This window comes from Bradyrhizobium ivorense (genome assembly GCF_900696085.1).
In the GTDB taxonomy this organism is placed as follows: Bacteria; Pseudomonadota; Alphaproteobacteria; order Rhizobiales; family Xanthobacteraceae; genus Bradyrhizobium; species Bradyrhizobium ivorense.
In genome coordinates this window covers 327,527-353,685 of the sequence record NZ_CAADFC020000013.1, presented here as the reverse complement: position 1 = coordinate 353,685, position 26,159 = coordinate 327,527, and the positions used below count along the sequence as shown (strand labels likewise).

The window sequence follows — 26,159 nt, the reverse complement described above, 5'->3', positions numbered from 1 at the left end:
CGCGGCACGCGTGAGGACGCACCGCCGGGAGGGTTCCCTCTCCCCTTGTGGGAGAGGGTTAGGGTGAGGGGTACCCCACGGGGACCCTCTCGTCTTGCACTCGAGGGACACGCAATTGCGCGGGCGGTGGCTTCGTCGAGCATCTCGCCCGGGGCCACCCCTCACCCCCAACCCTCTGCCACAAGGGGAGAGGGAGCCTGAGATGCATGCGCACCTCACGTCGCGGGCGGCAATCCCATCACCTACCCCGGCGCAAACCCGAACGCCTTCTCGAACCGTCTTGCATATACCGGCCACACCTCGGGATTGATGATGCGCGGCGGGCGCTTGCCGTCGAGGGCGTCGAGCAGCTGTTCGGCGGCGATGCGGCCCATGTTGATGCGGGCCTCGCGGGTGACGCCGGCGGTGTGCGGGCTGGCCAGCACGTTGTCGAATTGCAGCAGCGGATGGTCCGGCGGCGGCGGTTCCTTGGACCAGACGTCGAGACCGGCGCCGGCGATGCGCTTGTCGCGCAGCGCTTCCTCCAGCGCCTTCTCGTCATGAATGAAGCCGCGCGCGGTGGTGACGAAGAAGGCGTGCGGCTGCATCAGCGCGAATTCGCGGGTCGAGATCATGCCGCGGCTCTTGCTGTCCAGCGGGCACGAGATCGAGACGAAATCCGAACGGCGCAGGAGATCGTCGAGCTCGACCTTCTCCCCGCCCCGCTTCGCCATCTCCTCCGCGGTGAGATAGGGATCGTAGGCGATCACCTTCATGTGCAGCAGGCCGCGGCACAGCTCGGCGATGCGGCGGCCGACATTGCCGAGGCCCACGATGCCAACGGTCTTCTCCTGCAGCTCGTTGCCGATCAATTCGTTGCGGTTGACATTGGCCTCGCGCCGCAGCCGGCGGTCGGACTGGATGATCCGCTTCGACAGCGTGAGCATCATGGCGAGCGCATGCTCGGCAACCGAATTGGCGTTGCCGCCGGACTGGTTGACCACCAGCACGCCGGCTTTGGTGCAGGCCTCGACGTCGACGGGATCAAAGCCCGCACCATTCGACGACACGATCAGCAAGTTCGGCGCGCGCTTGAGCAGATCGGCATGGGCGTGGAAGTGCGGCGCCAGCTCGTCGCGCGCGGCGCCGATCTGGTAGGCATGCGCCTCGCCGAGGATCGGCGCGAACTGCGCCTCCGGCGTCTCGTTCTCGAGCCGGTCGAGCCGGACGTCCGGCCGCTTCTTCATGATGTCGATGTAGATCTCGTGGGCGAGGTATTTGACGTAGAACACGCGCTTGTTGTTGACGGTCATGTCTGCGAGCAGCTCTCAGTTGGGGAAGTCGTCAAGTCTTGCGGGATTGTCGATCAGCTCATTCCGCCTTCATGCCGGCGGCCTTGATGATCGGCTCCCATTTGTCGTAGTCGGCCCTGATCTTGGCCACGAATGCCGCCGGCGCGCTGCCGATCGGGATCGCGCCGAGCTTGCCGAGCCGCTCCTTCACCGCATCGGTGTTGAGCGCCGCGACGAAATCGCCCGAGATCTTGGCGACGAGATCGGCCGGCATGCCGCCCGGACCGAGCAGGCCCCACCACACCTCGGTGTCGTAATCCGGCACGGTCTCGGACATGCTCGGCACGTTGGGCAGGAACGGCGCACGCGTCGCCGTCGTCACCGCCAGCGCGCGGACTGTGCCGGCCTGCAACTGCCCGACCGATTCCGGCCCGTTGTTGAACGACATCGGAATCTGGCCGCCGAGCAGATCGTTGATCGCCGGCGCGCCGCCCTTATAGGGGATCGCGTTGAGATCGATCCTGGCCAGGCTGTTGAGCAGGGCACCGGCGAGATGCGTCGAGGTGCCGTTGCCGGCATGGCCATAGGACAGGCCGCCCGGCTTGGTCTTCGCCGCGGTGATGATGTCGGCCACCGTCTTGAACGGTGAATCGCTTCGCACCAGCAGCACGTTCGGCGACGACGCGAGCAGCGAGATCGGCGAAAAGTCCGTAAACGTGTCGTAAGGCAGTTTTGGATAGAGGAATGGATTGGTGGCATGGCCGCTCGCCACCATGATCAGCGTGTAGCCATCGGGCGCGGCGGTCGCGATCGCCTGCGAGGCGATCACCCCGCCGGCGCCGGGCCGGTTCTCGACCACGATCGATTGGCCCCAGTTCTTCGACACCACGTCGGCCAGCGTCCGCGTCAGTACGTCGACGCCGCCGCCGGGCGGATACGGGACGAAGATGTGAACGGCCTTTGCCGGGAACGTCTGGGCGGAGGCGACGCCGGCCGCGATGATCGCAGCCAGTCCAATGGCCGTCCGCCAGATCCATCCGGCCATGCACGCCTCCCCTTTTATCGTTGCCGTCTGTATCGCATGCCGAACCGGCGGGTAGGACCGCCGAATTGCGCAGATCGCGTTGCGGACGGGGCATGTTGACAATCGCATGCACCGCGTCAAGTTTTGGCTCCCCAAGCGGCCATCAGCGTCGCGCGTCGAGGGAGAACAGGATGGCGGCCACGGAACAAGCAACGACCTGGCACGGCATCGTGCAGCAGACGTTGAAGCGCAACGAGATCCGCCTCGTGCCCTACGTGCCCGACAAGGTGCTGACGCCGCTGATCAAGAGCCTGCACGCCGACGCCTATTTCTCAACGTTTCCGACCGCGCGCGAGGAAGAGGCGGTCGGCATCGTCTCCGGCGCCTGGATGGCGGGGATGCGCGGCGCGGTGCTGATGCAGACCTCGGGCTTTGCCACGCTCGCCAACGTGCTGGCCTCGCTCGCGGTGCCCTACCAGATTCCGCTGATCATGGTCGTCTCCGAGCGCGGCACGCTCGGCGAGTTCAATTACGGCCAGGCGCTGGTCTGCCGCACCATGCGCCCGGTGCTGGAATCGCTGGCGCTGGAGCACCACACCATCACCCGGCTCGACGAGCTCGAATTCATCGCCGACCGCTCGATCAAGCAGGCCATCACCACCCAGGCGCCGGTGGCGCTGATCCTCAATCCGCTGCTCACCGGCGGCAAAGTGTTCGACAAGTGAGACCGGCCATGAGCAACCCGCAGCGCAACACCAAGGTGATGAACCGCTTCGACCTCACCCAGCGGCTCGTCACAAAGCTGAAGGACGAGGCCGTGATCGGCGGCATCGGCAACACCAATTTCGACCTCTGGGCCGCCGGCCATCGGCCTGAGAATTTCTACATGCTAGGCAGCATGGGCCTCGCCTTCCCGATCGCGCTCGGGGTGGCGCTGGCGCAGCCGCAGCGGCGGGTGTTTGCGCTCGAGGGCGACGGCTCGCTGTTGATGCAGCTCGGCTGCCTTGCGACCATCGCGACGCTGGCGCCGAAAAACCTCACCATGGTGGTGATGGACAACGGCATCTACCAAATCACCGGCAGCCAGCCGACGCCGGCAGCAGGCCATACCGACCTCATCGCGGTCGCGGTGGCGAGCGGCATCGCGAACAGCTCCTGGGCCGCCGACGAGGACGATTTCGAGCGCCTGATCGCGCAGTCGATGACCGCCACCGTGCCGACCCTGATCGGCGTCCGCATCGACGACAAGCCCGGCACCGGCACGACCCGGCGCGACCCCGTGCAGATCCGCGAGCGGTTCATGCACGGGATGGGGGTAAGGCAGCCGCTGTAGAGCCGAGCGCAGCGCCTGCGTTTTTCCGTCATTGCGAGCGAAGCGAAGCAATCCATCTTTCCGCACATACGGAGAAATGGATTGCTTCGTCGCTTCGCTCCTCGCAATGACGTGGAGAAAGCCTGCCGTCTCCTCCGCCGTCCGGCTCGACCGGGCGATCCAGTATTCCAGAGGCGCCTGTGCTTGAATCGAGAGGTCTCGGCGTACTGGATTCCCCGCCTTCGCGGGGAATGACACGGAGTGTGGGGCGGGTCGCTCCGCGCGCAATACGGCGGTGGATGCAACGTCAATTCATCCGCAGCTCGGTAATGTGCCGCGGGTCCGGCTTCAACTCGCCGCGTTCGACGCGCTTGACGATGTCGGTCAGCGCGGCGTTGGCGGTGCAGGCGATGCCGAGCCTTTCGCCTTCGCGCACCACAAAACCGTTGAGGAATTCGATCTCGGTGCGGCGGCCCTTCTGCATGTCCTGGCCCATCGAGGGGCGCTGCGCGGACGAGGTGCGCTTGGAATCCTTGAAGCGCTGCTCGTCGCAGGCGCGCATCGCGGCCGCGTCGCCCTCGCCGGCGCGGGCGATGATCTCCGGCGGCAGGTGCAAGATTTCTTCCAGCTGGTAGCCGTTCGCCTGGCCGACCCGGATCGCCTCGCTGCCGAGCCGGGTCGAGAAGCGGCGCAGCGGCTCGCTTTGCAGAATCTCGCCGCCGGGCAGCCCGGTGCAGGCAGAGAGCCCATTTTGCATCGCGTTGGCGACCAGCTTTGACCAGCGCTCGCCCCAGAGGTTGGCTGTGACTTTCGCGCTGTCGGAATAGCCGACCAGGCGGCAGACCTCCTCGGCGCGCGCGGTGATGCGGCCATGCACCTCGCCGGCGCGAAACACGGTGTGCGCGGCGCCGCCCTTGCCGGCGCCGCGGTGGATGTGGCCGGGCTCCGGCAAGTTGACGGTGATGCTGCTGGCGATGCAGCCGAGCGTCTTGCCCCAGCCGACCACGCCGGCGATGGTCTCCTCGTTCATGCAGTTCTGCAGCGACACCACATAGCCGTCGGCCGCCAGATATTGCCGGATCAGCATGGTGGCCCAGGCGGTGTCGTAGGACTTCATGCAGACGAAGGCGATGTCGACCGGCTGCTCCTTTGCCAGCTGCTGCGCGTCGGTGACGTGCAGCGCGCGGACCGGGACGGTGAATTCCGGGACATCCATGGCGTGGGTGACGCGCAGGCCGTGCTTTCGCATGTGCTCGACATGCTCGGGCCAGGGATCGATGAAGGTGACGTCCTCGCCGGCCTGCGCCATGTGCGCGCCGGCGTAGCCGCCAACGGCCCCTGCTCCGACGATCGCGATCTTCCGGCCCATGTTGTTCTCCCCTGCTCTTTTGGTCATTGCGGACCAGTCTAGGGGATCACGATTTCCGGCCAAGCGGTCGCATCATGCTAAAAGCGCGGTCGTGCCATGCCGCGTGTGATGGGCGAGCCAATCCCCGCGGGCGACGCGCCCGCGAGGATCACTGCCATCTCCTCTCGTCATTGCGAGCGAAGCAATCCATCTCACGGCAAGCGGAGAAATGGATTGCTTCGTCGCTATCGCTCCTCGCAATGACGGGGGATAGTGTCTAGCTGGATCAGTCGATGACCCTGATCACCCGGCGGGTGCGCGGTTCGACGATCACGCGGCGATCATTGACAACAGCATAGCGATACTGCGTGTAGCGCGGCACCGGGTGCAGCACGACGGTGTCGGGCAGCGGCTCGCCGACCACGACGCGCTCGCGCACCACGACCGACGGCTCGTCGCGCGGGATCGCGCCGATCACCGCATTCGGGATCTCGAGCCCGGCGCCGACCGCAGCACCAACCGTGCCGCCGACGATCTCGCCCACGGGGCCCGCGATGTCATGGCCGGCTCGCGCGCCATTCGCGGCACCCGCCGCCGTGGTCGACTGCGCAAAGGCCGAGCCGGACGCGAGCAGCGACGCGGCGACAAGGGAAACGGTAAGACGCTTGTTCATGATTCTCCTCCTCCGAGTTGAACGACGCCCTTCAACATCCGGAGGTAGGAGAACGTTCCGGTTCCAACGCGGCAGCGTCATGCGCGGAACGCAGTTCCGCCGGTTCCGCACAACTGAAATTGCCCGCTTCGAATCCGCTCCGAAGCGGCGTTCACCTCCGGTTCACATCGGGATTGAATCAGACCCGCGCTGCGCGCCGTTCACTCCGGCGGCTTTCGCGCCGCGCGCCGTCTCCTGGACGGTTTTGCGGGCGGCGCGGCCGCCGGCTTGATGCGGATGCGCATCGCCCCGCCCTTGGCCTGATCGATCTCGAATGCATTTGTCTTTCGCACGAGGTCGCTCAGGGTGCGAAAGCCGTAGGTCCGCTGATCGAAATCGGACGCGAGATTGGCCAGTCGGCGGCCGACCTCACCGAGCGCAACCCAGCCGTCTTCGCTCTCCATCTGGGTGATGACGTTCTTGATGATGGGGACGGCCGCCTCGGGCGGCTGCAGCGACTTCGCAGGCGCAGTTGCTTCCTGGGTGCTGCTCACGCCGCCGCGCAAATTCTCGGTATAGACGAACCTGCGGCAGGCCTGCCGAAAACTCTCCGGCGTCTTCTGCTCGCCGAACCCAAACACGTCGATGCCGTGCTCGCGGATCCGCGCGGCGAGACGGGTGAAATCGCTGTCCGACGACACCAGGCAGAAGCCATCGAACCGGCCGCTGTGCAGCAGGTCCATCGCGTCGATCACCAGCGTGATGTCGGACGCGTTCTTTCCGGTCGTGTAGGCGAATTGCTGCTGCGGGATGATGGCGTGCTTGGAAAGAATATCGGCCCAGGCCCTGGACCGCGGATTGGAGAAGTCGCCGTAGATGCGACGGACGCTGGCTTCGCCGATCTTGGCGATCTCCTCGAACAGCCCGTCCGCGATCTTCGCCGAGGCGTTGTCGGCGTCGATCAGGACGGCAAGACGGGGCGAGCGGAGTTCGGCAGGCATGGCGTCCCCCATCGTTGAACCGGAGCACATCGCTCGCGGCGCGGCGATGGACGGGTATAGCGATGTCGAGGCGCTCGCCGCCAGCCTTATTTCCCGGGAACCACGGCCGCGCCGGCCGGCTCAGATCACCTCGCCGGCGTCGATTGCCATCCTGGCAAACTCGACCGCCTTCTCGGCGGTGATCGCGTCGGACGTGGTGGTGGCCTCGTCACGCACTGAAGGCGGAAAGGCGATCCGGATTTTCTTGCCGTTGGCGCGACGAATCGTGGCGCGCCAGCGATCGACATCGCGCCGGTAGGCATCGATCACAAAATCCCGATAGGTCACGCCAGTCATGGGCGACCTGTTCGATGCGGTGTCGGAGTGAGGCGACCGGCCTGCGACGCCGCGAACCATCTCGACAATGGCCTCGACGGCATGGTCGCGTGCCGCGCCGCTGGTGTCCCTGAGCAGATAGCTCACGGCCGCGTCGATCTGCGCCCTGGCGTGATCGTCGCTGGCAAAATCCAGATCGAGTTGAGCTGACATCATGGGGAAAACGCCTCCTCCGGACGCAACATCTGACGCCGTCCAGGCATCCAGCATGTTGCAGGAGACGGTCTAGTCGGCCCCCGTTAAAGCCGAATTATCCGACAGGCCCCGATTTCTCGGATGCCGTTAACGGTTCGATGCCGCTCCGGATCGTCTCAGGAGCGGCATCGTTCAGTTCACTCCAGGGTTAAATCAGAGCAGGCCCGCGCCGCGCGCCCACTTGTACTTGGCACCGAGCACCTCGACCGGCAGTTCGGTCGAATACGCATAGGCCGGGATGCCGTTCTGGTAGAGATATTCGGCGGCCTCCTCGACTTCGACGTCGCCGGCGAGCGAGGCGACCATCGGCTTCACAAAGCCCTTGGCCTCCATCTCCTTCTTCACCTCGACCATGTTGCGCGCGAACACCATCGGCGGCGTCACGATCGTGTGCCAGTAGCCGAGGATCAGCGCGTGGATGCGCTCATCCGACAGGCCGAGCTTCACGGTGTTGACATAGGTGATCGGCGGCTCGCCGCCGGTGATATCCACAGGATTTCCGGCCGCGCCGAACGGCGGGATGAACTTGCGGAACGCCGCATCGAGATCCGGCGGCATCTGCATCAGCGACAGGCCGTTGTCGACGACGGAGTCGGAGAGCAGCACGCCGGAGCCGCCGGCACCGGTGATGATCAGCACGTTCTCGCCCTTCGGGGTCGGCAACACCGGCACGCCGCGGGCGAATTCGAGCAGCTGCCGCAGGCTGCGGGCCCGGATCACGCCGGACTGCTTGAACACGTCCTCATAGATCTTGTCGTTGCCGGCGAGCGCGCCGGTGTGCGACGAGGCCGCCTTGGCGCCGGCCGAGGTGCGGCCGGCCTTGAGCACGACCACCGGCTTCTTCTTGGCGACGCGCTTGGCGGCTTCCGCGAAGGCGCGGCCGTCCTTGAGGTCTTCGCAGTGCTGCGCGATCAGGTTGGTGTTCGGATCCTGCTCGAAGAAGGCGAGCAGATCGTCCTCGTCGATATCCGACTTGTTGCCGAGACCGACGATCGCCGAAACGCCCATCTTGGCCGAGCGCGAGAAACCGATGATCGCCATGCCGATGCCGCCCGACTGCGACGACAGCGCCGCGTGACCTTTGACGTCATAGGCGGTGCAGAAGGTCGCGCAGAGGTTGGCCGGGGTGTAGTAGAAGCCGTAGATGTTCGGCCCCATCAGGCGGATGTTGTACTTCTTGCCGACCTCGACGATCTCGGCCTGCAGCTCGGGCGCGCCGGCTTCGGCGAAGCCCGACGGAATCAGCACCGCGCCGGGGATCTTCTTCTCGCCGCATTCGGCGAGCGCGCCGGCGACGAATTTTGCAGGGATCGCGAACACCGCGGTGTCGATCACGCCGGGCACGTCCTTGACGCTCTTATAGGCCTTGTAGCCGAGAATCTCGGGGGCCTTGGGGTGGATCGGGTAGATCTCGCCCTTGTAGCCACCGTTGATCAGGTTCTTCATCACCGAGTTGCCGATCTTGCCGTCCTCGGCGGAGGCGCCGATCACGGCGACGCCCTTCGGCTGCATGATGCGGCTCATTGCCGCGACGATCTCTTCGGTCGGGCGCGGCGCCGGCCGCGGCTTGTAGTCGAAGTCGACGACGATGCGGACGTCGGCGGCGATCGCATTCTTGGCTGTCGCGAACACCGGGTTGAGGTCGAGCTCGACGATTTCGGGGAAATCGCTGACCAGCTGCGAGACCTTGACGATGACGTCGGCGAGCGCCTCGCGGTTGACGGGCTCGCCGCCGCGCACGCCTTTCAGCATCTCATGGGCCTGGATGCCGTCGAGCATCGAAAGCGCGTCGTCCTTGGTCGCCGGCGCGAGGCGGAAGGTGATGTCCTTGAGGACTTCGACCAGCACGCCGCCGAGGCCGAAGGCGACCAGCTTGCCGAACGAGCCGTCGGTGATCGAGCCGACGATCACCTCGGTGCCGCCGCCCAGCATCTGCTGCACCTGGATGCCGTCGATCTTGGCGTCGGCCTTGTACTTCTTGGCGTTGGCGAGAATGGTCGCGTAGCTCTTCTCGGCGTCTTCAGCGCTCTTGACGCCGACCACGACGCCGCCGGCCTCGGTCTTGTGCAGGATGTCCGGCGAGACGATCTTCATCACGACCGGGAACCCCATGTCGGAGGCGATCCGGGCGGCCTCGGAGGCCGACTTGGCGACGCCTTCCTTCGGCACCGGAATGCCGTAGGCGTCGCACACCACCTTGCCTTCAGGCGCGGTGAGGCTCGTGCGCTTGTCGGCCTTGACCGCATCGAGAACTTTGCGGACCGCATCCTTAGAATTTGACATTGGCTTCCTCCTGGGACAGATTTTATGGCATTTGGTATGCCAGAGAAGCAATTGTCAAGGTCGATCAGCATCCAAAAATGCCGAAAAAATGGGTGTCTTGACATTCTGGTATTTGGCATGCCAAAAATCTAAGGTAATTTCTTCTGCTAAGAAGACGTCTCCAACGAGGAGGAGACGAGTCGTGCCCGAACCAACGCAGACCAAGGCGTCGCCCAACATGGCTGACACAGATATCGCCATCGTCCGGATCGCGCCCGAGACGAGCTTCAAGAACAAGGCCTACGAGGCCTTGAAGGAAGCGATTCTGAAAATGGACATCTACGCGACGCCGGAGCCGGTGATGCTCGACGAGCGCGCGCTGTCCGAGCGACTCGGCGTCAGCCGCACGCCGATCCGCGAAGCGATCGCAATGCTCGAGCAGGACGGCTTCGTGAAGACCGTGCCACGCCGCGGCATCGTCGTGGTCCGCCGCACCAAGGCGGAGATCGTCGACATGATCCGCGCCTGGGCGGCGCTGGAGAGCATGGCGGCGCGGCTGATCACCACCACCGCGCGCAAGAAGGACATCTCGGCGCTGCGCGACTTCTTCAAGGATTTCGGCGACGACCGGCTGCCGCAGGATCACATCGAGGAATATTCCAAGGCCAACATCGCCTTCCACCAGGCGCTGATCTCGCTGTCGGAATCCCCTGTGCTGGTCGATCTCACCAATGACCTGCTCCTGCACGTGCGCGGCTATCGCCAGCTCACGATCGGGCGCAAGGACCGCACCGCGACCTCGCTGCCCGAGCATCTCGGGATCATCGAGGCGCTGGAGGCACGCGATACCGAGCTCGCGGAAAAACGCGCGCGCGACCACACCCTTGGCCTTGCGGCTTATGTCGAGGCGCACGGCCAGGAATTATTCACTTAGTCCACTCGTTTCAGACGACAACAGATCGTCCGAACAAGAACGTCCAAGGGAGACGATGCCGATGCTGAATACCGCCACCAAGTCCGAGGCACCGGGCACCGAGCAGGAGCTCACCGATGGCTTCCACCTCGTCATCGATGCGCTGAAGCTCAACGGCATCAACACCATCTATGGCGTGCCGGGTATCCCGATCACGGACCTGGGCCGCATGGCCCAGGCGGAAGGCATCCGCGTGGTGTCGTTCCGCCACGAGCAGAACGCCGGCTACGCGGCCTCGATCGCCGGCTTCCTGACCAAGCGGCCCGGCGTCTGCCTCACGGTGTCGGCGCCCGGATTCCTCAACGGCCTCACCGCCCTCGCCCATGCCACCACCAACTGCTTCCCGATGATCCTGATCTCGGGTTCCTCCGAGCGCGAGATCGTCGACCTGCAGCAGGGCGACTATGAGGAAATGGACCAGCTCGCAATTGCAAAACCGCTGTGCAAGGCGGCGTTCCGCGTGCTGCACGCCCAGGACATCGGCATCGGCCTCGCCCGCGCGATCCGCGCCGCGGTGTCCGGCCGTCCGGGCGGCGTTTATCTCGACCTGCCGGCAAAATTGTTCGGCCAGGTGATGAACGCCGACGCCGGCCAGAAGTCGCTGGTCAAGGTGATCGACGCGGCGCCGGAGCAGATCCCCTCCCCGTCGGCGGTCAAGCGCGCGCTCGAGGTTTTGAAGAGCGCCAAGCGTCCGCTGGTGATCCTCGGCAAGGGCGCGGCCTATGCGCAGGCCGACCAGCAGATCAAGGCCTTCATCGAGAAGAGCGGCGTGCCGTTCCTGCCGATGAGCATGGCCAAGGGCCTGTTGCCCGACCTGCATCCGCAGTGTGCCGGCGCGGCGCGCTCGACCGTGCTGAAGGACGCCGACGTCGTGATGCTGATCGGCGCCCGCCTCAACTGGCTGCTGTCGCACGGCAAGGGCAAGACCTGGGGCGATGCTCCGAAGAAGTTCATCCAGGTCGACATCGAGCCGAAGGAAATGGATTCCAACGTCGAGATCGTGGCCCCCGTGGTCGGCGATATCGGCTCCTGCGTCACCGCCCTGCTCGACGCCATGGGCGCGAACTGGACCGCAGCGCCGAGCGACTGGCTCGCAACCGTCAGCAAGAAGCGTGACGACAACGTCGCCAAGATGGCTCCGAAGCTGATGAGCAACGCCTCGCCGATGGATTATCACGGTGCGCTCGGCGCGCTGCGCGCCATCGTCGCGGAGCGTCCCGAGACCATCTTCGTCAACGAAGGCGCCAACACGCTCGACCTCGCCCGCGGCGTCGTCGACATGCACAAGCCGCGCAAGCGGCTCGACGTCGGCACCTGGGGCGTGATGGGCATCGGCATGGGCTATTCGATCGCCGCCGCGATCGAGACCGGCCACCCGGTGCTCGCGGTCGAAGGCGACAGCGCCTTCGGTTTCTCAGGCATGGAGGTCGAGACCATCTGCCGCTACAAGCTGCCGGTCTGCGTCGTGATCTTCAACAATGACGGCATCTATCGCGGCACCGACGTCAACAATGTCAGCGAGGATCCGGCGACCACGGTGTTCGTCAAGGGCTCGCGCTACGACAAGATGATGGAGGCGTTCGGCGGCGTCGGCATCAACGCCACCTCGCCCGACGAGCTCAAGCGCGCGGTCAACGCCGCGCTGGATTCCGGCAAGCCGACCCTGATCAACGCCGTGATCGATCCGGCGGCGGGCTCGGAGAGCGGCCGCATCGGCAACCTCAATCCGCAGAGCGTTCTTAAGAAGAAGTAAGTCCCCCTTAAACCCAAACACTCCCTGCGGGTGCAGGGGCAGACAGACAGAGTACGGAGCAAACGATATGACCAAGGCGCTCAAGGGCGTTCGCATTCTCGATTTCACCCACGTCCAGTCGGGGCCGACGTGCACGCAATTGCTGGCCTGGTTCGGCGCCGACGTGATCAAGGTCGAGCGTCCCGGCGTCGGCGACATCACGCGCGGCCAGCTGCAGGACATCCCGAACGTGGACAGCCTGTATTTCACCATGCTGAACCACAACAAGCGCTCGATCACGCTCGACACCAAGAACCCGAAGGGCAAGGAGGTGCTGACCGCGCTGATCAAGAACTGCGACGTGCTGGTCGAGAATTTCGGCCCCGGCGTACTCGACCGCATGGGCTTCCCCTGGGAGAAGATCCACAGCCTCAACCCGAAGATGATCGTCGCCTCGATCAAGGGTTTCGGCCCCGGCCCGTATGAGGATTGCAAGGTTTACGAGAACGTCGCTCAGTGTACCGGCGGCGCCGCCTCCACCACCGGCTTCCGCGACGGTCTGCCGCTCGTCACCGGCGCCCAGATCGGCGACACTGGCACCGGCCTGCATCTCGCGATCGGTATCTTGGCCGCGCTCCACCAGCGCACCAGTACCGGCAAGGGCCAGAAGGTCACCGCCGCGATGCAGGACGGCGTGCTCAACCTCGCCCGCGTCAAGCTGCGCGACCAGCAGCGCCTCGCCCACGGTCCGCTCAAGGAATACAGCCAGTTCGGCGAAGGCATCCCGTTCGGCGACGCCGTGCCGCGCGCCGGCAACGATTCCGGCGGCGGCCAGCCCGGCCGCATCCTGAAGTGCAAGGGCTGGGAGACCGACCCGAACGCCTACATCTACTTCATCACCCAGGCGCAGGTTTGGGAGAAGATCTGCGACGTGATCGGCGAGCCGACCTGGAAGACCGATCCGAACTACGCCAAGCCGCCGGCCCGCCTGCCGCGCCTCAACGAGATCTTTGCCCGCATCGAACAGTGGACGATGACGAAGACCAAGTTCGAGGCGATGGAGATCCTCAACAAGGACGACATCCCCTGCGGCCCGATCCTGTCGATGAAGGAGATCGCCGAGGACCAGTCGCTGCGCGCCACCGGCACCGTGGTCGAGGTCGATCACCCGACCCGCGGCAAGTACATCTCGGTCGGCAACCCGATCAAGCTGTCGGACTCGCCGAGCGAGGTCACCCGCTCGCCGCTGCTCGGCGAGCACACCGACGAGATCCTGCGCCAGGTGCTCGGCTTCTCCGACCACCAGGTCGCCGAGATCCACGACTCCGGCGCGCTCGACCCGCCGCGGAAGCAGGCCGCCGAGTAACAGCCGAACTCAGACAAGACGCAAATGGCCGCGGGAAACCGCGGCCATTTTGTTTTGGAGGACAAGGCGCTTCAGATCATGTTTGCGGCGAACCGCCCCTCGCCGCGCACACCCGCTACCAGAGATCGCGATAATTCGCGAACCGTCGCAGCGTCTTGTCGTAGCGGGCCGGAACGATCCAGGGCAGCAGCAGCCTGAAGATCGCGTTCGGCAGCGGCGAGCGCAGCCGCACATAGAGGTCGAGCGGATCGAGATCGTGCCGCATCCGGAATTTCGGCTCATAGCTGAGGCCGGTGCTGCGCAGCCACTTGTAGCCGTTGGCGATCGCCCAGTTCATCATGTCGCGAATGGTGTAGTAGTAGAGATGCAGGTCGAGCGCGACGGCATAGTCCAGCCCGACATATTCCCAGAACAGGCTGTCGCCTTCGACCATGCAGAGGCTGAAGGCGACCACCTTGCCGCCGCGGCGCCAGATGAAGAACTGGATCTTGTCCTTCATGTCGCTGCCAAGCCGGCGGAAATAATCGGCGGACAGCTTCTCGAAGCGGAATTTCGAACGGTCGAACACCTGCAAATAGAGCGGATAGATGTCGTCGACGGCGTCCTTCGCGTCAGCGGTGACGGTAAGCGAAAGGCGTTCGCCGTCGGTTGCCTTGAACTTCTTGCGCAGCTGCCACCTCGCCGATCGCGGCAGCGCATTCTGCATGTAGGCGTCGAAATCGTCGTGCTCGATGTTGAGTGCCGTCATCGGCATGCTCGGCGCGCGGGCAAAGCCGCGCCGCACGAAGCAATCCAGCACCGGGCGGTAGCGCGCCGGGAATTCCTTGAGGACGATCAGCTGCGCGCGGCACGACCTTGCGAGATCGACGATCTCGCGGCAAAGAATTTTCGCCATCTCGCCTGACGGCACCGCGTCCGATCCGGCGAGGTGTCCCTCGCCGGCGAAGCATCCAACCATCAGGGTGCGGGTCTTGAAGAACCGCGGCGCGACGCGCCGGATGCGCGCAAGCCACGGCTGCCAAGTCTCGCCAAGTCCCTCGAGAATGTCCTGGTCGAGCAGGAAAAACGGCTGCACGGCCTGGATGCAGCCGGCGCGGTCGACGATCGCGAAGTACCGGTACTCGACGCCGTCGCCGAGCGTATCCTCGAGAATTTCGTAGTAGCGGCGATCCTTGCGCAGGTCGGCGAAGCTGGCCGCCCAGGCGGGGCAACCGGCGATGTCGCCGCGCGTCATGATCTTCACGCAAAACCGCGCAGGAGCGGCGGCCGCGTCGGCTGCACTTGGAGTGTCAGTCAGGCTGACGACGTCTGAAGTCACGCATTGCCCCCACTGCGATGCTTAACTTTCCAAGTCCGGCTCGAATGTAGTTGATTTGGCCGGGGGACTCTGTGCCATCCTCGCAACAAGGGAACTTTTTAGGCGGCGTGCGCCGACGTTAGCTGTTCGGGGCGGGAGGACGGACGATGCGGGGGTCCCTGGGGGAGAAGCTCGGCGAAGGCGCCTTTGCGGACATCCACGCCTGGGCGCCCGCTCAGGTCGTCAAACTGCTCAAGACCGGGGTATCGAAGCAGTCGTGCCGATGGGAGGCGCGGATGACCCGCGCCGCCTTCGCCGCCGGCTGTGCGGCACCGGAGGTGCTTGGCGAGGTGACTGTGGAGGGGCGTTTCGGCATCGTGCTCACCCGCCTCGACGGCCCCACTTTGCTGCAGCAAACCCGCAGCGGCGCGATCAGCCTCGGGCAAGCGGGCGCGATCCTCGCCTCGCTCTGCCGGGCCGTGCACGACACGCCCCCGCCGCCGGACATCCTGTCGCTGCGCGACCTGATGGACGGCATGTTGCGGCTCTCCGACGACGCCGTTCCACAACGCATCGCCGCGGGCATTCTTGCCCTGATCGACCGGCTGCGGCCGGGCGACGGACTGTGCCATTCCGACGTCCACCCCGGCAACGTGATCATGACGGCGGATGGTCCGAGGCTCATCGACTGGGGCAGCGTGGTCCGCGCACCCGCCGCCTTCGAGCTTGCCAGATGCCACGTGTCGCTGTCCGAGGTCGCGCCTGAAGTCGTCGACAATCCGGCGCGGCCGCGCGCCGTCAATGCCGCCGCGCAGTCCGAGTACGCGCGGCTGACCGGCATGTCCGAAGCGGCGCTGGCGGCGGCGATCGAGCCCTATCTGCCGATTGCCCGCGCCTTTGTCCTGTTCAGCGACGCAATGCCCGCCCTGCGCGACAAACTGATCCCGCGGATCGAGGCGGCGCTCGATCCGCAGGATTGAATCTCGATGCGCGCGGCTGTCGCCCCGGTCGGGTGACAGCCGCACTAGGCAACGGCTACGCGGAGAACAGATAGTCCTGCGAGTTGAAGTCCAGTCCGAACGTGTTGGTATAGATCGGAATTTCCCCGACGGGGAAATCGCCGCCGAGGCTGACCAGCGTTCCCACCGGGTCCGGGAATTTCAGCAGATCGAGCGACGCGCCGACATTGAATCCAATTCCCGTGTTGTTGGTCAGTTGAGCGTTCGGCGTCAGCAGCAAGTCCATGCCGATCAATCCGTCATGATTGGTGTCATGGCTCGAGGCGTTGTGGATGACGTCCAGCGGCGTGCCGAACGTCACCGGAATGATGGTGTTGTCTTCCAGCTTCAGCGAGGCGTCGAGACCGAGCGAGGTGAGATCGAAGTGCTGGGTCATGTTGACGCCGCCGTCGACCGTCAGGCTGAGCAGGTCGACGAACCCGAGGTCGAGCGGGTTCGGGCTGATGCCAAGCGCAGCCAGCGCCAGCGCGACCATGTCGACATTGAGGTTGACGATGTCGGCGCTGGCCCCGTCCGAGTGCAGGCTGTTCGGCCCGTTCTGGGACCCGACCGTATCCACCTGCGGCCACTGCAGCGTGAGCGTCGCCACCGGGTTGAGCGGCGGGATATCGATGGTGTCGCTGAAGGTCGCGCTGTCGATGCCGAAGATGTTGAAGCCGAGATCCAGCGGCCCGACGGTCGCACTGCCCCCGATCAGGCCGAGCACATCGACATGCGCCGACAACAATGCATGGAAGATGAAGTCGAGGCTGTACGAGCCGCCGGGACCGGTCGTGTTGAACGTCCCGCCCGCCGCCAGGGCGTCGTTGGGCGTAATCAGCAGCGAGTCGGTCGTTCTGTTGTAGGCGGTGTCGATCGTGATGTCGTAGGGCAGCGTTGCGTCGATATCGCCCAGCGTGGCGTGCAGGGTCGACTGGAAGCCGACTCTCAGCTCGTAATGACCGCCGGCCGAGCCCAGCGGATCGAGGTCGATGCCCGGATCGCCGGAGACGTCGATGCCGAGGAAGCGGCTGTCGTCGATGCCGCCCGGAAGGCTGGGGTCCCAGATGCTCTGGTTGATCGCGTTGAATGTCTCCTGCGTCGCATTATGCGCGACATCCAGCTGAATATGCTGCGACGCCGAGACCGAGGCCGTGTCGGGATCGCCGTTGCCGTTCTCGTCGGCCGTCGCCGTCACCGCGAAATCGAAATTGCTCGAGTGATCGGTCGGCAGGAACAGCTGAACGTCCTCGGAGGCCGAATCGCGCACGCCGTCGACCAGCGCGTGGGTGATGGCTCCGGCGTTGATGGTCACGCCGGCCGGCAAGGTGCCGAAGACGAGACTGCTGAGCAACTCGGAGCCGTCGATGTCGGCGGTCGTGGCGGTGACATGAAGCCGGATCTCGTTGACGGGGTCGCCGTCCTGCGGCGCCAGCACCTCGAAGCTGATCTGCGGCTGGTCGGCGACCGGAATGATGTGCATGTTGACGGTGGCGTGGTCCTCGCCGCCGTTCGCGTCGGTGACGCAGTAGACGAATGAATCGTCGATACTGTTGGGATCGGTATTGAGCCCGGCGAAATCGTGGTTCGGCGTGTAGAACAGGCTCTTGCCGTCGGCGGCGATCGTCACCGTGCCGTGGGCGCCGGGATCCTGATGGATTTCGGTGATCTTCAGCGAGCTCGTGCCGTCCGCATCGGTATCATTGCCGAGCACGAACAGCTGGATCGCCGTGTCCTCATGCGTGGTGCGGTTGTCGTCATGCGCGTCGGGCGCGGCAGGCGCAAACGCAGTGATCTTGTCGCCGACGCTGGTCAGCCGCGCGCCGAATTGCAGATGCGCAATGTCGTCGAGCGTAATGTCCTGCGTCGCATCGAGCGTGAAGTGCACCGGGCCGGTGATGAGATCATGCCCCTTGCCGGGCGTGCCGAAAGCAATACCGACGTCGAACGGCGACGCGGCGCCGTTCATGTTGACGCCGCCTCCGAGGTTGCTCACGCCGTTTGCTTTGATCTGCTCGTCCGTAACGACGCCGTCGTGGTCGATGATCTGCATTCCGGGAAGATCGAGCTCGTTAAAGTGAAAAAACAAACCGCGAAGGTCGGCCGTCTTGCTCGGCGAGCCCAGCACTTCAACGGAGAAGTCGATATTGCCTGCATTTTCGGTCGCCGTGATGTCGACGACGATGCCTTGCTTTGCAAATAGCTTGAAGTGAATGCTGCGTGGACAGAACTCGGCCATGGAAAATCCTCCGATGTTGGCGGTTGGGGGCACGCGATTTCGAAGAGGACTGAGAGGCGTGGATTCGAAAAAATAACTTCAAATTGCTTATATTTACGACACAACCTAGCCTAGTCGACGCATCCGGCGCCTGCAATCGTTTCCCGATATTCCTGGAATTGGGACAGCCCTGCTATCCGATGCCGCAGATCTGCGCGCGCACCGAGAACTGTCTGTTCGACGCGCAGCGTTGCGCGCGCCGCGGCGTCTGCATCAGGCGGTCGCGCGTCGATGAGAGGCGCGGTTGCATCTCGATCCGTCCCGCACACGAGCGACGGCGCGGGTGATGCCGGGCGCGGTCATCGAGCCCCCTCGCCGCATCAGTTCCATCAGCCGACAATTTGATTCGATTTTGCGGTTGCCGACGGCGGTTGTGCGACCGACCTGCGCAGCGGTGCGGCGGCGAGCTTCAGCACGTTCGACACCAGCCGCTCGATCATCTTCCCGGGCTTCTTCGACACCGCCCGCGCCCGCTACGATGCCACCACCGCGCAGGTGTTCGGCGAGATCGGCTATGGGCTGTCGCTCGGCCGCGTCGCGCTCGAGCCGTTCGCCGGCCTCGCCTGGGCGCGTCTCGACACCGGCCGCTTTGGCGAAACCGCGGCAGCGGCGCCGCGGCGCTGGTCGGCATCAGCAACAACCAGGATGTCGGCTACTCCACGCTCGGCGGCCGCATCGCCACCAGCTTTGCCGTGTTCAACGACATGCAGCTGACGCCGCTGGCCTCGGTCGCCTGGCAATACGCCTTCGGCGATGTCACGCCGACGGCGGCGCTCGCGTTCCAGAGCATCGGAACCGGCTTCACGGTGGCCGGCGTTCCGCTCGCCCCGCAGCACGGCGCTGGTCGAAGGCGGGCTCGACCTGGGCTTGACGCCGCAGGCCAGCGTGGGGATCGCCTATGTCGGGCAGCTCGGCGACCGGGTCTAGGACCACTCGGTGAAGGCCAGTTTCAACTGGAAGTTCTGAGAAACGGGCTCCGGCCACGCCCCACGATTGGCTTCCGGACCATTAACCACGCCTTTTGCTGCGCTGCAAACGATGCCATGCTGCTATGCAAACAAGTTCGTTGTATCTGGTATCTGGTATACGTAGATTGTCCCCAGATGACGCGCCGGCCCGTTGCCGGCCACCAGGAAAAGGGGACACCCCATGTCAAAGACCTCCGCTATCGCGCTCGCGCCGTCCGCCTCGGTGCTCAGCCGCCTGCTCGCCACGATCGACCGCCTGCTGATGAAGAGCGCGGAAATCTCCAACCGCAATGGCGACCTGCCGCGCTTCGGCCTGTAAGCGCTCGGGTGATTCCGGCTGCCTAAAGCGCGATCACGCTTTGGCTTTTCGCCGGAGCATGATGTTTTCGGAAGACCGGCTCGCCGTTTTCCGGACTAGGCTCCAGCGCCGGACCCGCCGTTTCGTCGCGAAACCCGACCGACATTGAACCTTCGACCAATGGCCCCGTTTTTCGGGGCCATTTTCGTGTCCGTTGAACTAATCTTGTTGTGCGCGCCGCTGCGGCATAAGCGCACGCCAGCCATGCGACAGCTTGATCCTTGGCATATCAAATACCAAGATGGCCGGTGCGCGCGAGAAGCAGAATGACGACAAACGCGCATGGGAGGATCTATGTCGGACATGGTTCAGGCAACTGCGGCCCCCACAGCCGCGCGGGTCAGCGACACCTATCGCTGGACGCAACTTGTGATCGGCGTCGCCGCGATGGTGATGATCGCAAACTACCAATACGGGTGGACATTCTTCGTCCCCGACATCCAGAAGAAATTTGGATGGGATCGTGCATCGATCCAGTGGGCCTTCACGCTCTTCGTCTTGTTCGAGACCTGGCTGGTGCCGGTCGAGGGCTGGTTCGTCGACAAATACGGTCCGCGCATCGTGGTGCTGATCGGCGGCATCCTTTGCGCGCTCGGCTGGGTGATCAACGCCCAGGCCACCACGCTCAACGGCTACTATCTCGGCATGATCATCGCGGGCATCGGCGCCGGTGGCGTCTACGGCACCTGCGTCGGCAACGCGCTGAAATGGTTCCCTGACAAGCGCGGCCTTGCCGCCGGCATCACCGCCGCAGGTTTCGGCGCCGGCTCCGCGCTCACGGTGGCGCCGATCCAGGCGATGATCAAGGACTCCGGCTTCCAGACCACCTTCCTCTATTTCGGTCTCGGCCAGGGCATCATCATCGTACTGCTCGCCTTCTTCCTGCTCTCGCCGAAGCCCGGCCAGGTGCCGCAGGTGGTGGCGAACGCCAATCTGCTGCAGACCCGCCGCAACTATCAGCCGACGGAAGTGCTGCGCCAGCCGATCTTCTGGCTGATGTACTTCATGTTCGTGATCGTCGGCGCCGGTGGCCTGATGGTGACGGCAAACCTGAAGCCGATCGCGGCCGACTGGAAGATCGACAACGTGCCGGTCACGCTGATGGCGGTGACGATGACCGCGGTGACCTTCGCGGCGACCATCGACCGCGTCCTCAACGGCCTGACGCGTCCGTTCTTCGGCTGGATCTCCGACATGATCGGTCGCGAGAACACGATGTTCATCGCCTTCGGCATGGAAGGCCTCGGCATCTACGCGCTCTATCTGTTCGGTCACGATCCGGTCTGGTTCGTGCTGCTGTCGGGCTTCGTGTTCTTCGCCTGGGGTGAGATCTACTCACTGTTCCCCTCGACTTGCACCGACACATTCGGCGCCAAGTTCGCGACCACCAATGCGGGTCTGCTCTACACCGCAAAGGGCACCGCGGCGCTGCTGGTGCCGCTCGCCAACTACATGCAGCAGACGTCGGGCCATTGGGACACGGTGTTCCTCATCGCCGCCGGCGCCAACATCCTGGCATCGCTGCTCGCGATCCTGTTGCTCAAGCCGTGGCGCAAGGTCGTGGTCTCCAAATCGACTGCGCAAGTCGCCGCATAAGCAAAACCCGACTGCTGACGAGGAAACGCCCGGCGAAATGCCGGGCGTTTTCGTTTCTGGGGGCGCTTCCGCGTCCGCCGAAGGCCCATGCGCGGGCGCGTCATTATTGCTGCGCCGCAACAGAAGATCGAGCTTGCAATCTGGAATATGGTATACCAACATCCGCCGACCGCTTGCGACGATACGCCACAACAATTGCGACACTGGGTCACAACTGAGACCCGCGCGTTCGGGGAGGACTTGATGGTTTCCAGCACTACCGCCGCCACGCCGGCGCAACCTTCGTCCAGCGGCTTCCGCTGGCTCCAGCTCGCCATGGGCATCGTCTGCATGGCGATGATTGCCAACCTGCAATATGGCTGGACACTGTTCGTCGACCCGATCGACGGCGCCCACCATTGGGGTCGCGCGGCGATCCAGTTCGCCTTCACGATCTTCGTGGTGACCGAGACCTGGCTGGTGCCGGTCGAGGCCTGGTTCGTCGACAAATACGGTCCGCGGATCGTCATCATGTTCGGCGGCGTCATGATCGCGCTGGCCTGGGTGCTGAACTCCTACGCCGACTCGCTGACCCTGCTCTACACCGCCGCGGTGTTCGGCGGCATCGGTGCCGGCGCGGTGTACGGCACCTGCGTCGGTAATGCGCTGAAATGGTTTCCCGACCGCCGCGGTCTCGCCGCGGGTGCGACCGCTGCGGGCTTCGGCGCCGGCGCGGCGCTGACCATCGTGCCGATCGCCAGCATGATCGCCTCGAGTGGCTACCAGGCCGCGTTCTTCGATTTCGGCATCGGCCAGGGCCTGATCGTGTTCGTGCTCGCCTTCTTCATCCGCAAGCCCGACGTCTCGATCCCGCCGCGGAAGAAGCAGCTCAATCTGCCGCAGACCAGGATCGACTTCACCCCGCCGCAGGTGCTGCGCTCGCCGATCTTCTGGGTGATGTATCTGGTGTTCGTGATGGTCGCCGCCGGCGGCTTGATGACCGCGGCGCAGATCGCCCCGATCGCGCACGACTACAAGATCGCCAACACGCCGGTGACGCTCGCCGGCTTCCAGATGGCGGCGCTGACCTTTGCGATCTCGCTCGACCGCATCTTCGACGGTTTTGGCCGGCCGTTCTTCGGCTGGGTGTCGGATACGATCGGCCGCGAGCACACCATGTTCATCGCGTTCGGCACCGCGGCGCTGATGCTGCTGACGCTGTCGACCTGGGGCCACAACCCGCTGGTGTTCGTGCTGGCGACCGCGGTCTATTTCGGCGTGTTCGGCGAGATCTACTCGCTGTTCCCGGCGACCTGCGGCGACACCTTCGGCTCCAAGTTCGCGACCACCAATAACGGCATGCTTTACACCGCGAAGGGCACCGCCTCGCTGCTGGTGCCGGCCGCCAGCATCATCGCCACCACCTATGGCTGGCAGGCGGTGTTCGTGGTCGCGGTCGCGCTCAACGCCACCGCTGCGCTGATGGCGCTGTTCGTAATCAAGCCGCTGCGGCGCGCCTTCATCCTCGGCAGCGAGGCCGCCGCCGAGGCTGCGACGGTAACCAAGACCAGCGCCGAGACCGCTTAATCCCTGGTCCCGATACTCTCCTCCGGGACGAACTCGAGGCGCACTTCGGTGCGCCTCTTTTCTTTGAGCCAAACAGGGATGCCAGATACCAGACCGGCGGCAGGCTCCCCCAACCCACCCTTTCACTTTCACACGAGATCAGCCGAAATGTCAGTAACGCTGCCTATTTCAGCTGTTTCTTGGTGGTAGATTCCGCCAGCCGCGCCATTGACAATTGGTATTTTGTATACCAGACTCCAACCATCATAAACAAGGGAGGTTGCCATGCAAGTCGGAGATATCCTGCGCAAGAAGACCGCTCGCGTCGCGACGGTTCGCATGAACGAGACCGTGGCGATCGCCGCCCAGCTGATGCGCGCCAGCAATATCAGCGCGCTCGTGGTCAAGGATGTCGTCCGCACCGAAGGCAACACCGCTGTCGGCATGTTCACCGAGCGCGACGTGGTGCGCGCGATCGCCGAGCACGGCGCGGCCGGCGCCAATATGCGGGTCTCGCAATTCGTCTCGGTGCAGCAGCTCGTCTCCTGCACCTCGACCGACACGCTCGAGCACATCCGGCATCTGATGACCAAGCACCACATCCGTCATGTACCCGTGATCGATAATTACAGCCTGATCGGCGTCGTCAGCATGCGCGATATCGCGGCGGCGTTCGACGAGGAAGCCACTGCGGCGAAGCAGGCCGTGCCGGCCTGAGCGCAGCGTTCCGCCTATGCTAGAGGCGCCGCGTGCGAAATCACCGGCGCTTGAGCTGATGAACCGAAACGTCAGCCCACCCCTCGCCTCGCCATCGTGAGCCCTCCATTTCCGCATGGGCGCGCCGCCCGCGCGGGATAGACTTTTGCCGGATCGGACTGCATCCTTCCGCTCGAAAACTCAAAAACCGCGCGCGGCTTGTCCGCAGCACGGAAAATTCGAGCGGAAACCGAGGGCAGGATGATCAAGACACGCTTCACCGAAATGTTCGGCGTCGACCACCCGATCGTGCAGGGCGGCATGCAATGGGTCGGGCGCGCCGAGCTGGTCGCAGCCGTCGCCAATGCCGGCGCGCTCGGCATGATCACGGCGCTGACCCAGCCGACGCCGGACGATCTGCGCAAGGAGATCGCGCGCTGCCGCGAGCTGACCGACAAGCCGTTCGGCGTCAACCTCACCATCCTGCCGGCGATCAAGCCGCCGCCCTACGCCGAGTATCGCCAGGCCATCATCGAGAGCGGCATCAGGATCGTCGAGACCGCCGGCAACAAGCCGCAGGAGCATGTCGACGAGTTCAGGAAGCACGGCATCAAGGTGCTGCACAAATGCACCAGCGTGCGCCACGCGCTGTCCGCCGAGCGCATGGGCGTCGACGCGATCTCGATCGACGGCTTCGAATGCGCCGGCCATCCCGGCGAGGACGACACGCCCGGCCTGATCCTGATTCCCGCCGCCGCCGACAAGGTCAAGATCCCGATGATTGCCTCCGGCGGTTTCGGCGACGCCCGCGGCCTGGTCGCCGCGCTGGCGCTCGGCGCCGACGGCATCAACATGGGCACGCGCTTCATGTGCACCAAGGAAAGCCCGATCCATCAGCTGGTGAAGGAGCGCATCGTCGCCAATGACGAGCGCGAGACCGAATTGATCTTCCGCACCATGCGCAACACCTCGCGCGTCGCCAAGAATGCGATCTCGACCAAGGTGGTGCAGATGGAGAAGGAAGGCGCCAAGTTCGAGGACGTCCGCGAGCTCGTCGCCGGCGCCCGCGGCAAGATGGTCTACGCGTCAGGCGATGCCGACGAGGGCATCTGGTCGGCCGGCCAGGTGCAGGGCCTGATCCACGACATCCCGTCCTGCGCCGAGCTGATCTCTCGCATCGTGCACGAGGCCGAGGCGATCATCGCCGCGCGGCTCGGCGGCATGATGTCCGGCGCCAAGCGCCAGGCCGCGGAGTAAGACGAAGCGTTACCCGTCACCCTGAGAGAATATGAAGCTTTGCCCTCATCTACCGTTGTCATCGCCCGGCTTGACCGGGCGATCCAGTACGCCGCGGCCTCTCGCTTCTATCACCGGCGTCTCTGGAATACTGGATCACCCGGTCAAGCCGGGTGATGACACCGAGCAAGCTGAGCAAACCATCCCCGTCATCCTGAGGTGCGAGCTCTTGCGAGCCTCGAAGGATCGACGGCCACCGGCCGGGCCGTTCATCCTTCGAGGGCCGCTGAAGAAGCGGCCACCTCAGGATGACGGGACTAAAATTAATTCGCGTTAGACGACACAAACGAGAACACGCCCATGAAAGCCTATGTGTACGGCGCCAACGGCCCCGAAATATCAGACGTCGCAAAGCCCACGCCGAAGGGCACGCAGGTGCTGGTCAAGGTTCATGCCTGCGGGCTGAACCGCGCCGATCTCGGCATGACCAAGGGCCACGTCCATGGCGCCGCCGGCGGCGTCGGCACGGTGCTCGGCATGGAGTGGGCCGGCGAGGTCGCCGAGCTCGGGCCCGACGCCAAGGGCGTCAAGGTCGGCGACCGGATCATGGGCTCGGGCGGCGCGGCGTTTGCCGAATACACGCTGGCCGATCACGGCCGCCTGTTCCGCGCGCCCTCGAACATGAATTTCGACGAGGCCGCCACCCTGCCCGTCGCGCTGGCGACGATGCACAATGCGGTCGTCACCAACGGCGCGCTGCAGGCGGGCCAGAGCGTGCTGATCCAGGGCGCGAGCTCCGGCGTCGGGCTGATGGCGATGCAGATCGCAAAGCTGAAGGGCGCAAAGCTCGTGATCGGCTCGTCGACCGATGCGATGCGCCGCGGCCGGCTGAAGGAATTCGGCGCCGACCTCGCGGTGGACTCGAAGGATCCCGGCTGGGTCGATCAGGTGCTGCAGGCGACCGGCGGCGAAGGCGTCGACCTGATCGTCGACCAGGTGTCGGGCCCGGTCGCCAACCAGAATCTGGAGGCCACCAGGGTCAAGGGCCGCATCGTCAATGTCGGCCGGCTCGGCGGCACCCATGGCGACTTCAACTTCGACCTGCACGCGGCGCGCCGCATCCAGTATATCGGCGTCACCTTCCGCACCCGCTCGATCGAGGAGATCCGTGAGATCTTTGACGAGGTGCGCAAGGACATCTGGCCGGCGGTGGAGGCGCGCAAGCTGCAGCTGCCGATCGACAAGGTCTACAAATTCGCCGACATCGGCGCGGCATTCGCCCACATGGAGGCGAACCAGCACCTCGGCAAGATCGTGGTGACGCTGTAGCGGATTTGGCGGTGGCAAGCCGCCGCGCCGGTGCAGTATGGGCGCGAAAAACTCCGCCCGGTAGGTGGACCATGGCAAGGCGCGCGGCTGCAATCCTCGTTCTCGGTGCTTCACTCCTCGCCGGCGGCGCCTGCTGGGCGCAAACCGCCGGCTTCCCGAACAGCGCGCCAATCGTCCTCGAGGAGCCTCCCGAAGGCCAGATGGCGCCTGGAATGGTCCTGCTGGTTGACGACGGCAGCTGCGGCAAAGGCAAGGTCAAGCAGGTGACCGGCGGCGAGATCGCCGGCTTCAACGCCAGACCGCGGACCAGAAAGTGCGTCGCGAGGCCCGCGCGGTGATTGCACTCA

At 64.8% G+C, this 26,159-nt stretch carries 23 protein-coding genes and 1 pseudogene; 15 read left to right on the top strand and 9 right to left on the bottom strand.

Translation table 11 applies throughout. The features are described from left to right. Positions 1-242: 242 nt before the first annotated feature. Together CI41S_RS19280 and CI41S_RS19275 are read right to left on the bottom strand one after the other, a co-directional pair. Positions 243-1,292, bottom strand: coding sequence for a hydroxyacid dehydrogenase (locus CI41S_RS19280; protein WP_139861082.1), 1,050 nt, complete (start codon positions 1,290-1,292; stop codon positions 243-245). Positions 1,293-1,350: 58 nt separating this feature from the next. Further along, entirely contained in the window at positions 1,351-2,316 is a 966-nt protein-coding gene (locus CI41S_RS19275) for a Bug family tripartite tricarboxylate transporter substrate binding protein (protein WP_139861081.1), read from the bottom strand. A gap of 170 nt (positions 2,317-2,486) precedes the next feature. Here CI41S_RS19275 and CI41S_RS19270 point away from each other — a divergent pair, with 170 nt between their 5' ends. Both CI41S_RS19270 and CI41S_RS19265 read left to right on the top strand, forming a co-directional pair. Continuing rightward, positions 2,487-3,020 carry a thiamine pyrophosphate-binding protein gene (locus tag CI41S_RS19270; protein ID WP_139861080.1) on the top strand — a complete coding sequence of 178 codons (534 nt, stop codon included), beginning with the start codon at positions 2,487-2,489 and terminating at the stop codon, positions 3,018-3,020. Between the two features lie 8 nt (positions 3,021-3,028). Beyond that, complete coding sequence (locus tag CI41S_RS19265) at positions 3,029-3,628, top strand: thiamine pyrophosphate-dependent enzyme (protein ID WP_139861079.1); 600 nt, start codon at positions 3,029-3,031, stop codon at positions 3,626-3,628. A 286-nt stretch (positions 3,629-3,914) separates the two neighbouring features. Here the strand turns inward: CI41S_RS19265 and CI41S_RS19260 are convergent, their stop codons facing one another. The 5 genes from CI41S_RS19260 to CI41S_RS19240 form a co-directional block, all read right to left on the bottom strand. Next, the gene (locus CI41S_RS19260; RefSeq protein ID WP_172628106.1) at positions 3,915-4,976 is read right to left on the bottom strand and encodes a ketopantoate reductase family protein; all 1,062 of its coding nucleotides are present in this window, start codon (positions 4,974-4,976) and stop codon (positions 3,915-3,917) included. Between the two features lie 265 nt (positions 4,977-5,241). Next, positions 5,242-5,628: a DUF1236 domain-containing protein gene (locus CI41S_RS19255; protein WP_139482434.1), complete on the bottom strand. Its 387-nt coding sequence runs from the start codon at positions 5,626-5,628 to the stop codon at positions 5,242-5,244. Positions 5,629-5,828: 200 nt separating this feature from the next. Further along, positions 5,829-6,608 carry an NYN domain-containing protein gene (locus CI41S_RS19250; RefSeq protein ID WP_139861077.1) on the bottom strand — a complete coding sequence of 260 codons (780 nt, stop codon included), beginning with the start codon at positions 6,606-6,608 and terminating at the stop codon, positions 5,829-5,831. 120 nt (positions 6,609-6,728) lie between these two features. Next, positions 6,729-7,193: a hypothetical protein gene (locus CI41S_RS19245; RefSeq protein WP_244626599.1), complete on the bottom strand. Its 465-nt coding sequence runs from the start codon at positions 7,191-7,193 to the stop codon at positions 6,729-6,731. A 138-nt stretch (positions 7,194-7,331) separates the two neighbouring features. Next, positions 7,332-9,461, bottom strand: coding sequence for an acetate--CoA ligase family protein (locus CI41S_RS19240; RefSeq protein ID WP_139861076.1), 2,130 nt, complete (start codon positions 9,459-9,461; stop codon positions 7,332-7,334). Positions 9,462-9,678: 217 nt separating this feature from the next. Here CI41S_RS19240 and CI41S_RS19235 point away from each other — a divergent pair, with 217 nt between their 5' ends. The 3 genes from CI41S_RS19235 (at position 9,679) to frc (ending at position 13,511) form a co-directional block, all read left to right on the top strand. Then, positions 9,679-10,374: a GntR family transcriptional regulator gene (locus CI41S_RS19235; protein ID WP_139482776.1), complete on the top strand. Its 696-nt coding sequence runs from the start codon at positions 9,679-9,681 to the stop codon at positions 10,372-10,374. A gap of 61 nt (positions 10,375-10,435) precedes the next feature. Then, positions 10,436-12,166 carry an oxalyl-CoA decarboxylase gene (gene oxc / locus CI41S_RS19230; protein WP_139861075.1) on the top strand — a complete coding sequence of 577 codons (1,731 nt, stop codon included), beginning with the start codon at positions 10,436-10,438 and terminating at the stop codon, positions 12,164-12,166. A gap of 67 nt (positions 12,167-12,233) precedes the next feature. Further along, positions 12,234-13,511, top strand: coding sequence for a formyl-CoA transferase (frc, locus tag CI41S_RS19225; RefSeq protein ID WP_139482430.1), 1,278 nt, complete (start codon positions 12,234-12,236; stop codon positions 13,509-13,511). Between the two features lie 115 nt (positions 13,512-13,626). Here frc and CI41S_RS19220 read toward each other — a convergent pair whose 3' ends face one another. Next, a complete protein-coding gene (locus tag CI41S_RS19220) occupies positions 13,627-14,829 on the bottom strand; it encodes a GNAT family N-acetyltransferase (RefSeq protein ID WP_347339257.1) in 1,203 nt (400 codons plus the stop codon). Between the two features lie 146 nt (positions 14,830-14,975). Between CI41S_RS19220 and CI41S_RS19215 the strand changes: the two genes are divergently transcribed. Next, positions 14,976-15,788, top strand: a complete 813-nt coding sequence (locus CI41S_RS19215; RefSeq protein WP_139861074.1) for an aminoglycoside phosphotransferase family protein — start codon at positions 14,976-14,978, stop codon at positions 15,786-15,788. A 55-nt stretch (positions 15,789-15,843) separates the two neighbouring features. Here CI41S_RS19215 and CI41S_RS19210 read toward each other — a convergent pair whose 3' ends face one another. Next, entirely contained in the window at positions 15,844-18,045 is a 2,202-nt protein-coding gene (locus tag CI41S_RS19210; RefSeq protein ID WP_139861073.1) for an Ig-like domain-containing protein, read from the bottom strand. 474 nt (positions 18,046-18,519) lie between these two features. Here CI41S_RS19210 and CI41S_RS45370 point away from each other — a divergent pair, with 474 nt between their 5' ends. The 9 genes and pseudogenes from CI41S_RS45370 to CI41S_RS19170 all read left to right on the top strand — a co-directional run bounded on the left by CI41S_RS45370 (position 18,520) and on the right by CI41S_RS19170 (position 26,150). Continuing rightward, the gene (locus CI41S_RS45370) at positions 18,520-18,798 is read left to right on the top strand and encodes an autotransporter outer membrane beta-barrel domain-containing protein (RefSeq protein ID WP_430650032.1); all 279 of its coding nucleotides are present in this window, start codon (positions 18,520-18,522) and stop codon (positions 18,796-18,798) included. Beyond that, positions 18,789-18,851: pseudogene (locus CI41S_RS45365) on the top strand (hypothetical protein); the annotation flags it as partial. The gene CI41S_RS45370 and the pseudogene CI41S_RS45365, both read left to right, overlap by 10 nt. Positions 18,852-19,233: 382 nt before the next feature. After that, positions 19,234-19,371, top strand: a complete 138-nt coding sequence (locus CI41S_RS43575; protein WP_172628105.1) for a hypothetical protein — start codon at positions 19,234-19,236, stop codon at positions 19,369-19,371. A gap of 333 nt (positions 19,372-19,704) precedes the next feature. Next, a complete protein-coding gene (gene oxlT, locus CI41S_RS19195; RefSeq protein ID WP_139861072.1) occupies positions 19,705-21,006 on the top strand; it encodes an oxalate/formate MFS antiporter in 1,302 nt (433 codons plus the stop codon). A 243-nt stretch (positions 21,007-21,249) separates the two neighbouring features. Next, positions 21,250-22,572 (top strand): oxalate/formate MFS antiporter, encoded by a 1,323-nt coding sequence (gene oxlT, locus CI41S_RS19190; protein WP_139861071.1) that lies wholly within the window; start codon positions 21,250-21,252, stop codon positions 22,570-22,572. Positions 22,573-22,836: 264 nt separating this feature from the next. Then, positions 22,837-23,268, top strand: a complete 432-nt coding sequence (locus CI41S_RS19185) for a CBS domain-containing protein (protein WP_139861070.1) — start codon at positions 22,837-22,839, stop codon at positions 23,266-23,268. 240 nt (positions 23,269-23,508) lie between these two features. Then, positions 23,509-24,504: an NAD(P)H-dependent flavin oxidoreductase gene (locus tag CI41S_RS19180; protein ID WP_139861069.1), complete on the top strand. Its 996-nt coding sequence runs from the start codon at positions 23,509-23,511 to the stop codon at positions 24,502-24,504. Positions 24,505-24,843: 339 nt separating this feature from the next. Continuing rightward, positions 24,844-25,812, top strand: coding sequence for a zinc-binding dehydrogenase (locus tag CI41S_RS19175; protein WP_139861068.1), 969 nt, complete (start codon positions 24,844-24,846; stop codon positions 25,810-25,812). 71 nt (positions 25,813-25,883) lie between these two features. Beyond that, a complete protein-coding gene (locus CI41S_RS19170) occupies positions 25,884-26,150 on the top strand; it encodes a DUF6719 family protein (protein WP_139861067.1) in 267 nt (88 codons plus the stop codon). The last annotated feature ends 9 nt before the right edge of the window (positions 26,151-26,159 follow it).

Bases quoted from the DNA above. Each gene is read 5' to 3' on its own strand.
- CI41S_RS19265 (WP_139861079.1), top strand. From the start codon at position 3,029: ATGAGCAACCCGCAGCGCAACACCAAGGTGATGAACCGCTTCGACCTC.
- oxlT (WP_139861072.1), top strand. From the start codon at position 19,705: ATGTCGGACATGGTTCAGGCAACTGCGGCCCCCACAGCCGCGCGGGTC.
- CI41S_RS19245 (WP_244626599.1), bottom strand. From the start codon at position 7,193: ATGCTGGATGCCTGGACGGCGTCAGATGTTGCGTCCGGAGGAGGCGTT.
- CI41S_RS19180 (WP_139861069.1), top strand. From the start codon at position 23,509: ATGATCAAGACACGCTTCACCGAAATGTTCGGCGTCGACCACCCGATC.
- CI41S_RS19235 (WP_139482776.1), top strand. From the start codon at position 9,679: ATGGCTGACACAGATATCGCCATCGTCCGGATCGCGCCCGAGACGAGC.
- CI41S_RS19185 (WP_139861070.1), top strand. From the start codon at position 22,837: ATGCAAGTCGGAGATATCCTGCGCAAGAAGACCGCTCGCGTCGCGACG.
- frc (WP_139482430.1), top strand. From the start codon at position 12,234: ATGACCAAGGCGCTCAAGGGCGTTCGCATTCTCGATTTCACCCACGTC.
- CI41S_RS19210 (WP_139861073.1), bottom strand. From the start codon at position 18,045: ATGGCCGAGTTCTGTCCACGCAGCATTCACTTCAAGCTATTTGCAAAG.
- CI41S_RS19250 (WP_139861077.1), bottom strand. From the start codon at position 6,608: ATGCCTGCCGAACTCCGCTCGCCCCGTCTTGCCGTCCTGATCGACGCC.
- CI41S_RS19270 (WP_139861080.1), top strand. From the start codon at position 2,487: ATGGCGGCCACGGAACAAGCAACGACCTGGCACGGCATCGTGCAGCAG.
- CI41S_RS19280 (WP_139861082.1), bottom strand. From the start codon at position 1,292: ATGACCGTCAACAACAAGCGCGTGTTCTACGTCAAATACCTCGCCCAC.
- CI41S_RS19260 (WP_172628106.1), bottom strand. From the start codon at position 4,976: ATGGGCCGGAAGATCGCGATCGTCGGAGCAGGGGCCGTTGGCGGCTAC.
- oxc (WP_139861075.1), top strand. From the start codon at position 10,436: ATGCTGAATACCGCCACCAAGTCCGAGGCACCGGGCACCGAGCAGGAG.
- CI41S_RS19275 (WP_139861081.1), bottom strand. From the start codon at position 2,316: ATGGCCGGATGGATCTGGCGGACGGCCATTGGACTGGCTGCGATCATC.
- oxlT (WP_139861071.1), top strand. From the start codon at position 21,250: ATGGTTTCCAGCACTACCGCCGCCACGCCGGCGCAACCTTCGTCCAGC.
- CI41S_RS43575 (WP_172628105.1), top strand. From the start codon at position 19,234: ATGTCAAAGACCTCCGCTATCGCGCTCGCGCCGTCCGCCTCGGTGCTC.
- CI41S_RS19255 (WP_139482434.1), bottom strand. From the start codon at position 5,628: ATGAACAAGCGTCTTACCGTTTCCCTTGTCGCCGCGTCGCTGCTCGCG.
- CI41S_RS19175 (WP_139861068.1), top strand. From the start codon at position 24,844: ATGAAAGCCTATGTGTACGGCGCCAACGGCCCCGAAATATCAGACGTC.
- CI41S_RS19170 (WP_139861067.1), top strand. From the start codon at position 25,884: ATGGCAAGGCGCGCGGCTGCAATCCTCGTTCTCGGTGCTTCACTCCTC.
- CI41S_RS19215 (WP_139861074.1), top strand. From the start codon at position 14,976: ATGCGGGGGTCCCTGGGGGAGAAGCTCGGCGAAGGCGCCTTTGCGGAC.
- CI41S_RS19240 (WP_139861076.1), bottom strand. From the start codon at position 9,461: ATGTCAAATTCTAAGGATGCGGTCCGCAAAGTTCTCGATGCGGTCAAG.